The sequence below is a fragment of the uncultured Agitococcus sp. genome (assembly GCF_937920075.1).
Lineage (GTDB): Bacteria > Pseudomonadota > Gammaproteobacteria > Pseudomonadales > Moraxellaceae > Agitococcus.
The window spans coordinates 1-14,976 of record NZ_CALETI010000063.1 but is presented as its reverse complement, the minus strand read 5'-3'; the positions used below and the strand labels follow the sequence as shown (position 1 = coordinate 14,976).

Genomic DNA, 14,976 nt, shown 5'->3' with positions numbered 1-14,976 from the left:
ACCTATCGTCATTGCGCTTATTAGGTTCGGTGGGTGAGCCAATTAACCCCGAAGCATGGATGTGGTATCACGAAGTGGTGGGTGGCGGTCGTTGTCCGATTGTGGATACATGGTGGCAAACCGAAACAGGTAGCCACATGATTACGCCCTTACCTGCGGCGATTGCCACTAAACCGGGTTCATGTACCTTGCCGATTCCAGGGATTATGGTTGATATTATTGATGAAGCAGGCGAGCCAGTCGAGAAGGGCAAAGGCGGCTTTTTAGTGATTAAAAAGCCGTTTCCTTCCCAAGTGCGTACCTTGTGGAAAGATCCAGAACGCTTCAAAAAATCGTATTTTCCTGAAGAATATGGTGGAAAATATTATTTGGCAGGTGATTCAGCGCATAAAGATGCTGATGGTTATATTTGGATTATGGGACGGATTGACGATGTGTTAAATGTCTCTGGTCATCGTTTGGGAACCATGGAAATTGAATCTGCGTTGGTAGGCAATAGCAAAGTGGCCGAAGCGGCGGTGGTTGGCCGTCCTGACCCCATTAAAGGCGAAGCGGTGGTGGCTTTTGTGGTGTTAAAAGGCGCAAGACCCGCAGGTGATGAGGCAAAAGCCTTAGTGGCTGAGTTGCGTGATTGGGTTGCCAAAGAAATTGGTGCGATTGCTAAACCTGATGATATTCGTTTTGGTGACAATTTACCCAAAACACGGTCGGGTAAAATTATGCGTCGTTTGCTGCGAACGATTGCTAAAGGGGAGCAAGTTACCCAAGATATTTCTACTCTCGAAAATCCAGCGATTTTGCAACAATTACAAGAGGCGGTTTGAAGTGTGGACTGACGCATTTTGCCAAAATTAGCGCGTTTTGAACACATGAAACCGTTGAAAACGGTTGAATGTGAGCAAATAAGCGATAACCGCGTCAGTCCTAAAAGTAGGGGCGACCCTTGTGGTCGCCTTTTATTAGGGATGTAACGTGTGGTTGAGGCACGAAACCCACTGATAAATCTCAATTGTTGATTTCCTGCGTCAACCCACACTACCACTAAACGCTTTTGCTCTACACTAACTCCCATTGTAAACCTTTTTACTCTCAAAATGTCCCCAAATGACAATAAAAAAGCCTAAAAAGACACTAGAAGTTGACAACGCTTGATGTCAGAATTGGTTCATGAACTTAAATCAATCAAAAAAATTTTGAGGGTAAAATCATGGCCGAGAAGTTTGATGTCTTAATTATTGGTGCTGGATTATCGGGCATTGGTGCAGCTTGTCATTTAAAACGTGAATGTCCTAATAAAACTTTTGTCATTTTAGAAGGCCGTGATGCGATGGGTGGCACATGGGATTTATTCCGTTACCCTGGTATACGTTCAGATTCTGATATGTACACCTTGGGCTATAACTTTAAACCGTGGACCAATCCAAAAGCGATTGCCGATGGCCCATCGATTCGTGCTTATATTCATGAAGCTGCGCAAGAATATGATGTCAATCGTCATATTCGTTATGGCCATAAAGTGCTAAAAGCGGCGTGGTCAACCCCCAAAGCAGCATGGACAATTGAAGCAACCAACAAAGCAGGCGAGCCTGTCACCATCGAAGCCAATTTTGTCATTTCCTGTACAGGTTATTATAACTACGAAGCAGGCTATACCCCTGAATTTAAAGGCCGTGAGCGGTTTAAAGGTCAAATTATTCACCCTCAACTTTGGCCAGAAAACCTAGATTACACCAATAAAAAAGTGGTGATTATTGGTAGTGGGGCAACGGCTGTAACTTTATTACCATCCATGACCGATAAAGCCGCACACGTTACTATGTTGCAACGTTCACCGAGCTATGTAATTTCTGTTCCCCAAGAAGACATTATTTCTAATAAGTTACGCAAATATTTGCCAGAAAAAGTGGTGTATCACATGGCACGGGTGCGTAATGTCGGTTTGTCTTTAGGTTTATATCGTTATAGTCGTGCTAAACCTGCGGTTATGCGTCGTTTCTTATTGTCACAAGTGCGTCGTCAGCTTGGCCAAGATTTTGATATGAGCCATTTTAGTCCCCAATACAATCCGTGGGATGAGCGTTTGTGTGCTGTGCCCAATGGTGATTTATTTAAAGTGTTGCGTAAAGGCAAAGCTTCGATTGTCACCGATCATATTGACACCTTTACCGAAGAGGGCATTTTATTAAAATCAGGTAAAACCCTTGAAGCAGATATTATTATTACTGCGACAGGTTTAGACATTAAATTATTGGGTGGCATCCAGTTAGAAAAAGACGGCCAAGCGTTTGATGTGACTAAAAAGATGATTTACAAAGGCTCGATGTTAGAAGACTTACCTAATGCGGTGATGGTGTTTGGTTATACCAATGCGTCTTGGACGTTAAAAGCCGATATGATTAGTGAATATGTTTGCCGTTTATTAAAACACATGGACAAAACAGGCACACGTTATTGTATGCCAAACAACGGTGACAGCAGTGTTGAAAAAACACCGTTCTTAGATATGCGTTCAGGTTACATTCAGCGTGCTTTAGGCCGTGTTCCCTATCAAGGTTCAAAAGCACCGTGGCGTTTATATCAAAACTATGCGATGGATTATGCCTTATTACGCTTTGGCAAGTTGAATGATGGTGTGATTAAGTTTGCTTAATAAAAAAGGCGCAATATGCGCCTTTTTTTAATTACTCGCTAATTGTTTATTTGGATTTTCTTGCAAATAACGACGTAAATTTACCAACATTTGGTAGGGTTGTTGTTTGACAAATAAATTACTAAATGACAGCGGAATAGCCCCACCTAAATCGGCATAACCATTGGTAGTAACTTCTAACTGATTGTTTTTTAAAGGACGTAACTGCCAACTACCTTGATAGTGTTTTACCCGCACCAAACCCTCTCGCTCAGGCGCACGCGCGTCAGTAATGGCGGTATTTTCTAACCAAACTTCGCCTGTGTTACGTTGACGTAATTGCGATTTAATCACCACATCACGATCAGTCATGGGAAAGGGTAAATCTAATTCCATACGATAAATCATTACTCCTTCAGCATTTAACGGACTAATGACCTCAATTTTACCCACATAAGGTGCCCATTCAGCCGCCGTTTTATGATTGGTAATTAAAGCAATGGTGTTATTTAACGACGTGTTTAAGGTCACACTCGCTTGATAACTGACCGCAGGATTGCCTTGTTCTTTATAAGTCCATACTTTCACCCCATCACGATTAATGGCAGGCGCTTGTGCTGAAATTGCACTATTATCTAAGGCATATGCGGATGAAGTGACCAGTGACAGATTGGCCAACGTGCTAAACAAAACAGCCGAAAGCAGTTTTTTGCTAAATAACGTTTGATGTTGATGGTATTGATTATTGTTACCATTTATCTCATGACACATAGTAATCTCCGCGCATATTATGAGATTATTGTGACTGATGTGATGAGGATCATCTGTCAAAAAGCTGACATAGAAGCGATTTTTAGGAGAAAAAAAGTGTCTGCTGCTTTACCTTCTGCTGCACAAGATTACAAGTTGTTATTAAAAAAGGGACAGTGGTTTAGTCAGATTAGTCCTGCTTTACAAAGTAGATTATTAGAAGAAGCAACGGTGCATAAACTAATGGCAAATCAAGTGGTTTTCTCGCGTGGAGAGTCATTTAATGGCTTATTTGCGGTTATTAATGGCATGGTTAAAATTGTTGGTTATGGTGCAAATGATTCAGGCAAAGAGTCGTTGTTAGCCTTGCTAGAAGCACCCGAATGGTTTGGCGAATTATCGTTTTTTGACAAACAAGTGCGACCTTATGACGCGTGGGCTGTGGCTGATGCAACCATTTTACAGTTAACCCCTCATGCCTTAGAGGCTATTTTAAAAGAAAATTCCGATTATTGGCGCGAGTTTTCCTTGTTATTGATTCACAAGCTAAGAATGACCTATGCAGTGATTGAACATGCCTTAGTCTCACCAACCATTAGTCGTTTGGCTTATCGTTTGTTAATGATGGTGAATAACAGTGCGGCAAGTTCACCCATTGCGCGCCGAGTCTTAACCATTTCGCAAGATCAATTAGCGCATTTTTTAGCAGTGAGCCGACAAACGACCAATCAATTATTAAAAAGTTTAGAACAACAATCGGTAATTAAATTACATCGTAATAGTATAGAAGTGTTGGATATTCAAGCTTTAGAAGCCTTGTCAGAAGGGGTGGTGAGCTAAAGATCGACTGCCTAAAACTCCGCTTAGGGGGCGGAGTTTTGGTCGTTGAACTGAACCTAAATTAAATCACCTTAGAAAATTTCTTTTCCTGACTTTGACGTAAATAAAAATCAAAGACCATACAAATGTTTCTAATTAACAATCGTCCACGCGGCAACACCACTAATTTATGATTATCTAAACTGATTAAACCATCATTAACCATACGTGGCAATTGTTGTAGCTCATAAGCAAAATAGTCAGCAAAATTAATCTGATATTGCTGCTCAATGGTGGCAAACTCTAGTTCAAAATGACAAATTAATTGAGTAATAACCGCACGACGCAATTTGTCATCAGCCGTTAATGCGACGCCTCTAAACACAGGCACGCGACCTTGTTCAATGTGTTCACCATAAGCTTCTAAGGTTTTTAGGTTTTGACTATAAGTATCAGCAACCACACCAATCGAAGTGATGCCTAAACCAACCAAATCACAGTCAGCATGAGTGCTATAACCTTGAAAGTTGCGATACAACGTACCTTGTTGTTGAGCAATGGCCAGTTCATTATCAGGTTTAGCAAAGTGATCCATGCCAATATACACATAACCTGCTTGGCTTAATCGCTCTATAATTAACTGAAAAATCGCCAATTTTGTTGCCGCACTGGGCAATTGTTGGCTATCAATTTGTTTTTGTACCTTAAATAAATCAGGCAAATGCGCGTAGTTAAATACCGATAATCTGTCAGGTGATAACTCTAAGACTTGATCTAAGGTGTGGCTAAAACTGGCAACGCTTTGGTGGGGCAGACCATAAATTAAATCAACATTAATCGAGTGATAACCATTATCACGGGCAGCCATCACCGCTTCATAGGTTTGACCAAAGGACTGTACCCGATTCACTGCTTGTTGCACCAAAGGATCAAAGTCTTGCACGCCAAAACTCATGCGATTAAAACCAAGTTTGCGTAAATGACCTATTTTTGCGGGAGTGACTTCGCGCGGGTCAATTTCTATCGAAAAATCGCCAGTATCATCGTCTAATAAATTAAAGTGTTGGCGTGTGCAATCCATGAGTGCCGACATTTGTTCGTCACTGATAAAAGTAGGTGTGCCACCACCCCAGTGTAGTTGGCTAACCACACGATTTTTATCAAACAACTGTCCTTGTAGAGCAATTTCTTTATGAAGATGATCTAGATATGGTGCAGCACGCTTCCGATTGGCGGTAATGATTTTATTACACGCACAGTAATAACAAACATGCGCACAAAACGGCAGATGAAAATATAACGATAAGGGGCGGCCACTTTGATTGGAGTCTGCGATGGCTTGTAAATAAGCTTGCTCGCTAAAATGATTATGAAATTGTACCGCTGTTGGGTAAGAGGTATAACGTGGGCCAGATAAATCGTAGCGTTGAATTAACTCTAAATCAAATTCGATAGCAGTGGGCATCATCGTCATTCTCTCTTCTAAGCAAATCGACAGCAGCATAGTCTATCAATAAAACCATATAAAAAAAGTGGTTATTAACCTGTAGTTTAGTTTTTTAGCTAAAAAAGAGTGTAAAAATGAGGAAATAAAACAATGTCGAATGATTTAGTGTTCGTCAAGCACAACGTTTTAGCCAAACCGTTGTGTTTAATACTGCTTAAATTAAGCGTCGAGAGCTTGAGTTATATGGCTCAAGCTCTTCTCTATTACGTCAAAATTACCATTGTCAGTGTGCTGATTATTTCTTAAGGTATAACGACAATTTTAAGAGAATAAAAAATGTCCTTAGTTCCATTACGCGATGGTCAAAACCTATATGTCCGTACAATTGGTCGTGGTCAACCTGTGTTAATGTTGGCAGGCTTGGGCATGCATAGTGGCCATTGGTTGCCGTTTATTGTGCCGTTTTTACACCGCTATAAATTCTACTTGCCCGATTTTCGAGGGGTAGGCCGTTCAAGTCATCTCAAGTTTAATCAGGCCGATGTGTTTCATAATCATTATCAAGATACGGCGGATGTGATTAAACACTTTAATTTAAAAGATTATTTATTAGTGGGCATTTCGTTAGGCGGCACAACAGCATTACATTTACAGCGTGAACAAGGTTTTGCGGATGTCAAAGCCTATTTACATATCGACCAGTCTCCTTGTATTGGCAATCAGGAAGATTGGGCATTTGGTTTGTTTGGCAGTCAACAGGCACAAATTTTTAGTCGTATGAGTGTGTTGCATGAGTTGTTGTCGCAATATCAAGATTATCTACAATTAGCCGATTTGCCTAAAAACGTTCGTAAACAAGCAGCCAAGACCTTAGCCGATATTTTGGTATTAATGAGCAATCAACCAAAACTGCGTAAAGTCTTTGAGTATTTATTAATTAGTCCAAAAATAGTCGCCAAACATCTACCGCTAAGCAATGTCGCAGATTGTTGTGCATATCTTCACGCCTATAGTCATTTAGCCCATGATTATCGAGACAGCTTGCAACAATGTGCCACCCCCATGACCGTTATCGTTGGCATGAATTCACCGTTGTATCATCCACAAGGGCAAATGCAGATTGCCGATTATGCCCAACAAGCGAAAGTGGTTAAGTTTCATAAATCTGGCCATGTGCCGTTAACCGATGAGCCACTCAAGTTTATTCGTGAGCTAAAACGCTTTTTGCAACACTAAAAATACACATTATAAGGCTCTTATTTAGCGTGATTTTGCAGGATAATGGCCGCATTTTGCGTCTTCATGGAAAAGCTCATGCGTATTCTAGTTTTAGGCTTATTAACCAGTTTATTAGCCGCTTGTGTGACACCTCAAAAACCAACTACTCCCCCTAAACCCGAAACGGTGACTGCCGTTTATAAAGCCCAAGATTGGCAGGTTTTACCCAATTGGCCCGGTGAACAACTCAATCGTAGTTGGCCTGCATGGTTAAACTCGTGTAAACGTTTAGCCAGCAAGCCTGTTTGGAAAGATATTTGTGCTGAAGCGGTGATGTTGGGTAGTCAGGATGATGCGTCAATCAAAGCATTTTTTGAGCGTCATTTTAGCCCATGGCAAATTACCACCAATGCAGGCTCAGATACAGGTTTAGTGACGGGATATTATGAACCCTTGCTCAAAGGCAGTTTAAATCCCAAAGCGGGCAGTGCGCCATTTTATAGTGTGCCAGATGATTTGTTGGTGGTTGATTTAGCTAAACAATACCCAGACCTCAAAGGCAAACGTTTACGTGGTCGTATTGATGGTGTGCGGACAGTGATTCCTTATTGGACACGCCAAGAGATTGCCGAAGGTAAAATTGCCAATAACGCGAAAGTATTAGCATGGGCTGATGATGCAGTAGAAGCCTTTTTTATGGAAGTACAAGGTTCGGGGCGCATTCAGCTTGAAGATGGCACTATTATTCGTTTGGGATATGCCGATCAAAATGGCCATCCTTATAAGTCGATTGGCAAATGGTTAATTGATAAAGGCGAAATGACCGCCGACCAAGCGTCGATGCAAAGCATTCAAGCATGGGCAAAAGCCAATCCGCAACGCTTACAAGAGATGCTCAATGCCAATCCTAGTGTGGTTTTCTTTAAGTATTTATCGGGTAATGATGGGCCAATTGGTGCATTAAACGTTCCTTTAACCGATGAAGCGAGTGGTGCGGTTGATCCTAAGTTTGTGCCTTTAGGTAGCCCGATTTATTTATCAACTACACGCCCAAATGACAGTCAGCCGATGACTCGCTTGATTCATGCTCAAGACACAGGCGGCGCGATTGCAGGGCCAATTCGTGTTGATTATTTTTGGGGCTTTGGTTCTCAGGCAGGACAACTTGCGGGAAAAATGAAACAAAAAGGTCAAGTTTGGTTATTGTGGCCAAAAAATTTGCCACTGCCTGAACAAGCTGTTAATAAATAAGCAACAATACGTTTCCAAAGCCTTCATAGACAAAAAGATTAAGATTGCGTAACTTTGGCACTACGCAAAAATCTTTTGAAGGAAAAGAAAAATGTTTAAATTGTTGACTCGTTTAATGTTAACCGCTTCTTTAATGACAGGTGCAGTCGCTTATGCTGCACCTGATGCTAATCCTGCCAATATGCCAGCAGGTAGTTATGTCTTAGAAAAAACCCATGCCAGCATTAACGCCAAAGTCATGCATCATGGTTATGCCTTTTATCATTTTCGTTTTGATAAATTTGATGCGTCTTATGATTTTGATCCTAAAAATCCAACAGCGTCTAAAGTGGTGGTCACGGTTGATACAAAATCGATGAATACAGGTTATGCTAAAGCAGATAAAGAGTTTCCTGTAGAGTTTTTAGCGGCTGACAAACATCCAACGGCTACCTTTAAATCCAATAAAATTACTATTACTCAAGGCAATAAAGGCACAATGGCTGGTGATTTAACTTTGGGTGGCGTGACTAAACCAGTCACCTTAGATGTGGTATTTAATGGTGCTGGTAAAGATATGTGGGGAGCAATGCGTAGTGGTTTTTCAGCAACGACTATCATTAAACGTTCTGAATTTGGTTTAACGAAGTATGTGCCTGCTATTGGCGATGAAGTTGCTTTGGCGATTGAAGTGGAATTTGTGAAAAAATAAGATGACAACATTGAACTAAATTCACTGATGTTCACTGAGCGAAGTCGAAGTGTTATGGTTGGTTTCGACTACGCTCAACCACCACGGCCACGTTCACCATACATAAATAATTTAGGGTGTTTTTAAAAATAGGGCGCAACAACGCCCTATTTTTTTAGGAGAGCAAAAATGGTTACATCCTCAGCACGTTATAACAATATTGCCGTGTTGTTACATTGGTTAATTGCCGCAGCGATTATTTTTCAACTCGGCTTAGGTTGGCGTATGGGTGATGAACCTAAAGGCGCAGGAGCTTATGCCTTATTTCAATTACATAAGTCGATTGGTTTTAGCATTTTATTTTTAAGCTTATTTCGCGTTGTGTGGCGGTTAACCCATAAAGCCCCCGAATTACCCAATACGATGCCACAATGGGAGCAGTGGGCAGCCAAGCTCGCTCATTTAGCGTTTTATGGCATTATGTTGGGCTTACCCTTAACTGGCTGGTTATTGGTGTCTGCTAGTCCAACCAATATTCCAACGGTGTTATTTGGTGTTGTGCCATTTCCACATTTACCTTTTATTGCAGAACTAGCCACTGATGCAAAACATCAATTGCATGAGCTGGCTGAAGATAGTCATGCGTTATTAGCCATTGCTACCATGGGTTTATTGCTGTTGCATATTGGCGCAGTATTAAAACATCAATTAATTGTTAAAGATTCGGTATTTAGCCACATGGCCGTTGGTGCAAAAGCAGGTTGGGGCGAATGGCGTTTATGGTTGATTTTAGCCAGTGTGCCTGTGGTGTTTATGTCGGCATGGTGGTATCCAACAGCAAAACCTGCTGCACCTGTTGCTCAACAAGCAGAAATTTTAACCGAAGAATTAACACCTATAACGGAAGAAGCTACGCCAGTAGTTGACAGCCCCGCAATCGTTAGCCCTAAAGATGACGCAGTAAAACCTGCCGAACAACCGCAAGCTGTCGTTGAGCAAAAAGTCGAAAATACTGAACCTGTGGTTTGGCAAGTTAATGCAAAAAAATCACGTTTAGGTTTTATGACCTCTTGGTCGGGTGAGCAAGTGTTAGGTGAGTTTGCAGATTGGCAAGCAGACATCGTTTTTGCTGAACATGCGCTCGAAAAATCGCATATTGAAGTAAAGGTGAATCTTGCGAAAGTGAGCACAGGCGATAGTCAACGTGATGAGGCTTTACCCACCGCCGACTGGTTTAATGCCGATCAATATCCGCAAGCTGTTTTTAAGTCGAATAAAATCATCAGCAAAGGTAAACAACGTTATCAAGCACAGGGCACGTTGAGCCTAAAAAATGTCACTCAAAAAGTGAATTTAGATTTTGTCTTGAACGTTAAAGATAAGCTGGCTAAAGCTCAGGGCACGGCTCAGTTAGATCGTACAGTTTTTGGTGTTGGTCAAGGTGAATGGGCGGCAACTGATAGCATTCCAGCCATGGTTAAAGTGCAGTTTAAATTAGAAGCAACGGCAAACTAGCCATTTGATACAGTGATTTTTTGTTATATGCTCTGTTACGAGGTGCGGTTATCACTTTGATTAGTGGTAACAGACCCTAAATAACAACAAGAACGGAGCAACTTTCATGAGTCATGTTTATGCCCCCTTAGAGCAGCGTCAATTATTAGCCAATGCGGCTCTAGTGATTGCTGCGACAGGTGTTGCTGTACAATCAACCTTAATCAGTCATTTTCCTGCTTATGCTACTTATATGCCTCATGTGAAGATGGCTTTTGAAGCAGCATTAGTCAGCGGATTGGCTGATTGGTTTGCTGTAACTGCTATTTTTCGTCGCCCGTTAAATTTACCTATTCCCCACACTGCAATTATTCCCACCAATCAAGAGAGAATTGCTGCCACGATTGGGGTACGTTGGTGGGTGGTTTAATTGGCTTAGTTTTAAGCTTTTTATAGATAGGGATTCTTATGTTAAGCATTAGCCGTTATCTGTCTATTATGATGACAGGGATGAGTCTTTTACCAACGATAGGCTGCGCGGCTGAGCAAATGGTTTTAACCCGAGAAGATCAGCGTCCTGTAACGGTGGTGAAATATATTCCCCAACAGCATTGTCAGGGTGTTGCGATTATTTCTCATGGTGCAGGTGGCTCACAATATGGCTATAGCTATTTGGCCAATTTTCTACAACAGCAACAATGGTTGGTATTGGTAGTAGATCATCAAGAAAGTAATAGTGAGGTATTAAAACAATTATTAAGTCGTCAAGGTATTATAGAGTCGTTAAGTGAGATGGTGACTATGCCAAGTGCCTACACAGCGCGATTTATGGATATTAGTATTGCTCAAACATGGGGAAAACAACACTGTATTGGAGATAGGCAACTTATGATTGGCCATTCGATGGGAGCAGCAACAACGATGTTATTGGCAGGGGCAGAAAATAATTTAAATGTGCTTGCCCCTAAATTGTCGTTTGATGCTTATATTGCTTTATCGCCACAAGGTGTGGGCAGTATTTTTCCCAAGGATGCGTGGCGTCATATTAATAAGCCAGTTTTGTTGTTAACAGGCACTAAAGATCGAGAGCTGCATGGCTCTTGGCAAAGCCGGCAAGATGCGTTTTATAGTTTGCCTGCAGGTTGTAAATGGTTGGGCGTAATTAATGGTGCAAACCATTTAAATTTTGCAGGGAAGGGCGCATCGGGCAAGACAGAACGTCTAGTCACTCAAACAGTTGCCGAATTTATTGAAGGTGTTAAACAAAAGCAGTGCCAGCCTCTATTAAAATTAAAGGGTTTAAGTTTGAGAAATAAATAAAAAAGGCGCATAACGCGCCTTTTTAAAACTTGTACTAAATTAGCCTTTAGCACGAGATTTGAATTCACCAGTGCGAGTATCAATTTCGATGCGCTCATCGGTTTCGATAAAGGCAGCAACTTGTAATTCATAACCATTAGCTAATTTAGCTTGTTTCATCACTTTACCAGAAGTATCGCCACGAGCAGCTGGCTCGGTGTAAGCAACTTTACGCACGATAGTGGTTGGTAATTCTACAGAAATCGCTTTACCATTATAGAATACGGCTTGGCAAGTTTCTTCCATACCGTCTTCGATAAAGTTAACCGCATCACCTAAGTTTTCTTTTTCAACTTCGTATTGTTCGTAGTCAGCGTCTACGAAAATGTACATTGGGTCAGCAAAGTAAGAGAAAGTCACGTCTTTGCTTTCTAAGAATACAGGTTCAAATTTTTCGTCGGCTTTATAAACGGTTTCAGTTTGTTGACCGTTTAATAAGTTACGTAATTTCATTTTTACAACGGCAGCATTACGGCCAGATTTGTTGTATTCGGCTTTTACAACAACCATTGGCTCAGTGCCAACCATAAATACATTACCAGCACGGAGTTCTTGAGCGGTTTTCATGGGATTATCACACAGCAAAAATTGAGACTAGGTTTAAAAAACATTCTAAACCCTAAAAAAGTGCCGTATTCTACCCTAAAGGCTGCTATTTAAGCAAAAGACATTCATCAATATCCTTTGCCTTAAATATTTTAGGCAAGTAAACGCTGGCATAAATCATCTTGTTTAGTTAAATAGTCACAAAATTGTTGATGACCTTTTTTATTGGCTTGAGCGGTGCTTAACAATGTCTGCCAAATTTCAGGATTTGTGTCTTGTTTAACCCATGCTTGTTGTAGTTGTTGCCATTCTTGGTCAATAACCGCTTGGCTGAGTTGTTGCCAAGCCGCTAGTTTGTCTAGGTGGGCATCTTCATCTTGGGGATAAATATGCCATAACAACGGTTTGGCTGCCCAATGCGCTCTAATAAATGAGTCTTCACCACGCACACAATTAATGTCACACGCCCATAATAAATGGTCATAATCACTGCTGGATAAAAACGGTAAAATCGCTAAGCTGATTGAGCCAACTTGCACACAATCGCCAACTTTTAAGGGTTTGTTCAGCCAAGTCTCTAAGCTATGCACAATTCGGCCTTGTGGAATGGCAATAAAGCCTAAAGCGGATTGTTGACTGAGAGCTTGAAGCAGGGCAGGTGCAGCCAAGTTTTCATAAGCAAATAATGACAGACGATAATCGGCATCTGTGGCTTGGCTATAGCCTAGTTGTTGCCAAAATTGTTTTTGTAAATCCGCGTTAAACGCATCACGTTGTTGAATTAAATCACGCTCTCGTAATAAACCACCACCACGCACTTCAAAGCTAGGAAAGAAAAATTGTTGTTTGAGTGCCAACGTTGGATGAATAGAGTTAAGACCATGACAATCCAATGTCCATGCTTCGGCAGAGAGATATTCTAAATTTAACCATTTTGGTGGCGGTGATTGTTGAGCCATTGCTTGTAAAAAGCTATCGGGTAAACGACAGCCAAATCCTTCAATCACCATCTCATGCGGTGTGGGTGAGTTAATAAAAGCGGCTGCTGTCCAATGTCTAATTTCTATGCCTAAATAATATTGTTGAGCTTGATTAACTTGAATAGTAGATTCTAATTTGGCAAAACTGGCTAAATCATCCACCCACAGCCTAATCTGTAGGTCATATTCGTGGCGCAGTTGTTTAGCCAAACGCCAACAAACGCCAATATCGCCAAAGTTGTCGATAACCGTACAGAAGATGTCGATGCTTTTGAAAGATGTCATGGCTGAGTTTTATAAGCCTAGTTGATAGCGAATTGCTTCATCAATGTTTTGCATTTCTATGGCGGTTAATGTGCCTAATTTTTTAATCATGCGTTGGTGAGACACGGTGGTAATTTGACTAGCTGTTGCTTTACCTTCTATACCATTGATAGTTGTTTTGGCTTCGCTAAGATAAATCTTGGCTGCTTTGGAGGTAATTGGCACAACTTGTACTCTTTCTAACTTAGTATTAGAAATATCATTACTCACAATCACTGCAGGACGAGTTTTTTGAATCTCTTGGCCAATAGCAGGGTCAAAATTGATTAAATAAACATCACCTCTGTTCATGTGATGTCTCCACAAAACTGTTGATAAAATGCCGCATCCTCTTGTGACTCAAGGTCATTGGCCATTGCTTCGTAATCGGCTTCCATGATGGCAGTTTTTTCTTTAAGGATGGCTTCAGCCAATAACTGTTCTATATATTGGCTACGTTTTTTTGCAGGAACAAGCTGCATAAATTGCTCATAGATGGTGTCTTGAATACTAATTGTCATACGAGCGTGCATCATCATCTCCAAATATATGATGTTTTCATCATACTATAGTCTTTTTGCTCAGCAACATCAAACTAAAGGCGGCTTCGGTTTTAAAATGGCTTTGCTGTTCGAGGGCTAAACGGCGTTCGGGTTTGGCTTTCCACACATACGGTGTCATGGCTAATAACTGTTTGAGTGCGGTTTGTGACAGTTCTAACTCAAAACGTAATTCCTGTTGCTTCACTAAATCAAAGGCTGGTTCTAATTCTTCTAAAAATTTATCAGGTTGATGAGCACGAACCTCACCAAACAAAGCCTCACGTAAATGATATAAATGGGTATCGGCAGGACGAACAATTAAAATATGACCATTGTTTTTTAATACACGCGCCATTTCACTAACAGGAATGGGACTAAATAAACTACTTACGGCATCAACTGATTGATTTTCAATGGGAAGTAATGCACCACTCGCCACGAGCCAAAAGATATGTTTGTGTTTTTTGGCGGCAATTTGCACAGCAGTTTTGGCAATATCTAAGCCAATGATATTGGGGCAAACTTGGCTAAAACGTTCGGTGTAATAACCTTCACCACAACCAATATCCACTAAGTTATTTGCGCTAAGTGTTTGCAAAATAGCACAAGCAGCATCGGCTAAGGGTTGGTAATAACCTGCTTGCAAAAATTCACGACGGGCTTTGACCATCTCATCATTGTCACCTGGTGCTTTGGATTTTTTTTGTTGTACTAACAATAGGTTGACGTAGCCTTCTTTGGCGGTATCAAAGCGATGTTGTTGTTGGCAAACGAGGCTTTTTTCGTGGGCGTTTAATGGCGTGCGGCAGAGTGGGCAGATGAGTAAGTTAGTCATGGATAATAGCAGATAAGTAATTTATGATAAGTGAAAAGGGTAATTTGATCCTAGCCAAAAAATGATCCTAGCCAAACTATTAGACAGTTGTACCCTCTAAAAGTAGTAGATGCTTTTGCATAAAAGCATTTGG

General features: G+C 41.0%; 16 protein-coding genes. 9 read left to right on the top strand and 7 right to left on the bottom strand.

The annotated features are described in order from the left end of the window. The coding region (locus tag Q0212_RS02375) for an AMP-binding protein (protein WP_297921647.1) at positions 1-824 on the top strand (824 nt) is incomplete at its 5' end. A gap of 383 nt (positions 825-1,207) precedes the next feature. Further along, positions 1,208-2,650, top strand: a complete 1,443-nt coding sequence (locus tag Q0212_RS02370) for an NAD(P)/FAD-dependent oxidoreductase (protein WP_297921644.1) — start codon at positions 1,208-1,210, stop codon at positions 2,648-2,650. A gap of 27 nt (positions 2,651-2,677) precedes the next feature. Here the strand turns inward: Q0212_RS02370 and Q0212_RS02365 are convergent, their stop codons facing one another. After that, positions 2,678-3,400, bottom strand: coding sequence for an START domain-containing protein (locus tag Q0212_RS02365; protein ID WP_297921641.1), 723 nt, complete (start codon positions 3,398-3,400; stop codon positions 2,678-2,680). Between the two features lie 96 nt (positions 3,401-3,496). Between Q0212_RS02365 and Q0212_RS02360 the strand changes: the two genes are divergently transcribed. Beyond that, complete coding sequence (locus Q0212_RS02360; protein ID WP_297921639.1) at positions 3,497-4,219, top strand: Crp/Fnr family transcriptional regulator; 723 nt, start codon at positions 3,497-3,499, stop codon at positions 4,217-4,219. Between the two features lie 61 nt (positions 4,220-4,280). Here Q0212_RS02360 and hemN read toward each other — a convergent pair whose 3' ends face one another. Further along, complete coding sequence (gene hemN, locus Q0212_RS02355; protein WP_297921636.1) at positions 4,281-5,666, bottom strand: oxygen-independent coproporphyrinogen III oxidase; 1,386 nt, start codon at positions 5,664-5,666, stop codon at positions 4,281-4,283. A gap of 315 nt (positions 5,667-5,981) precedes the next feature. Here hemN and Q0212_RS02350 point away from each other — a divergent pair, with 315 nt between their 5' ends. From Q0212_RS02350 to Q0212_RS02325, 6 genes are all read left to right on the top strand, one after another. Beyond that, a complete protein-coding gene (locus tag Q0212_RS02350) occupies positions 5,982-6,881 on the top strand; it encodes an alpha/beta hydrolase (RefSeq protein WP_297921633.1) in 900 nt (299 codons plus the stop codon). A gap of 78 nt (positions 6,882-6,959) precedes the next feature. Continuing rightward, positions 6,960-8,114, top strand: coding sequence for an MltA domain-containing protein (locus tag Q0212_RS02345; protein ID WP_297921630.1), 1,155 nt, complete (start codon positions 6,960-6,962; stop codon positions 8,112-8,114). Positions 8,115-8,205: 91 nt separating this feature from the next. Then, on the top strand, positions 8,206-8,805 hold the full coding sequence (locus Q0212_RS02340) for a YceI family protein (RefSeq protein WP_297921627.1): 600 nt from the start codon (positions 8,206-8,208) through the stop codon (positions 8,803-8,805). A 168-nt stretch (positions 8,806-8,973) separates the two neighbouring features. After that, on the top strand, positions 8,974-10,299 hold the full coding sequence (locus Q0212_RS02335; protein ID WP_297921624.1) for a YceI family protein: 1,326 nt from the start codon (positions 8,974-8,976) through the stop codon (positions 10,297-10,299). 106 nt (positions 10,300-10,405) lie between these two features. Further along, on the top strand, positions 10,406-10,708 hold the full coding sequence (locus Q0212_RS02330) for a DUF445 family protein (protein WP_297921621.1): 303 nt from the start codon (positions 10,406-10,408) through the stop codon (positions 10,706-10,708). 38 nt (positions 10,709-10,746) lie between these two features. After that, positions 10,747-11,598, top strand: coding sequence for a hypothetical protein (locus tag Q0212_RS02325; RefSeq protein ID WP_297921618.1), 852 nt, complete (start codon positions 10,747-10,749; stop codon positions 11,596-11,598). A gap of 39 nt (positions 11,599-11,637) precedes the next feature. Here the strand turns inward: Q0212_RS02325 and efp are convergent, their stop codons facing one another. The 5 genes from efp to Q0212_RS02300 all read right to left on the bottom strand — a co-directional run bounded on the left by efp (position 11,638) and on the right by Q0212_RS02300 (position 14,843). Then, the gene (efp, locus tag Q0212_RS02320) at positions 11,638-12,204 is read right to left on the bottom strand and encodes an elongation factor P (protein WP_297921616.1); all 567 of its coding nucleotides are present in this window, start codon (positions 12,202-12,204) and stop codon (positions 11,638-11,640) included. A 131-nt stretch (positions 12,205-12,335) separates the two neighbouring features. Next, complete coding sequence (gene earP / locus Q0212_RS02315; RefSeq protein ID WP_297921613.1) at positions 12,336-13,448, bottom strand: elongation factor P maturation arginine rhamnosyltransferase EarP; 1,113 nt, start codon at positions 13,446-13,448, stop codon at positions 12,336-12,338. A 9-nt stretch (positions 13,449-13,457) separates the two neighbouring features. Further along, a complete protein-coding gene (locus Q0212_RS02310) occupies positions 13,458-13,778 on the bottom strand; it encodes a type II toxin-antitoxin system PemK/MazF family toxin (protein WP_297921610.1) in 321 nt (106 codons plus the stop codon). Next, positions 13,775-13,987: a hypothetical protein gene (locus Q0212_RS02305; protein WP_297921604.1), complete on the bottom strand. Its 213-nt coding sequence runs from the start codon at positions 13,985-13,987 to the stop codon at positions 13,775-13,777. Before Q0212_RS02305 ends, Q0212_RS02310 begins: the two co-directional genes overlap by 4 nt. A gap of 40 nt (positions 13,988-14,027) precedes the next feature. Continuing rightward, positions 14,028-14,843 (bottom strand): putative RNA methyltransferase, encoded by an 816-nt coding sequence (locus tag Q0212_RS02300; RefSeq protein WP_297921601.1) that lies wholly within the window; start codon positions 14,841-14,843, stop codon positions 14,028-14,030. Positions 14,844-14,976: the final 133 nt, after the last annotated feature.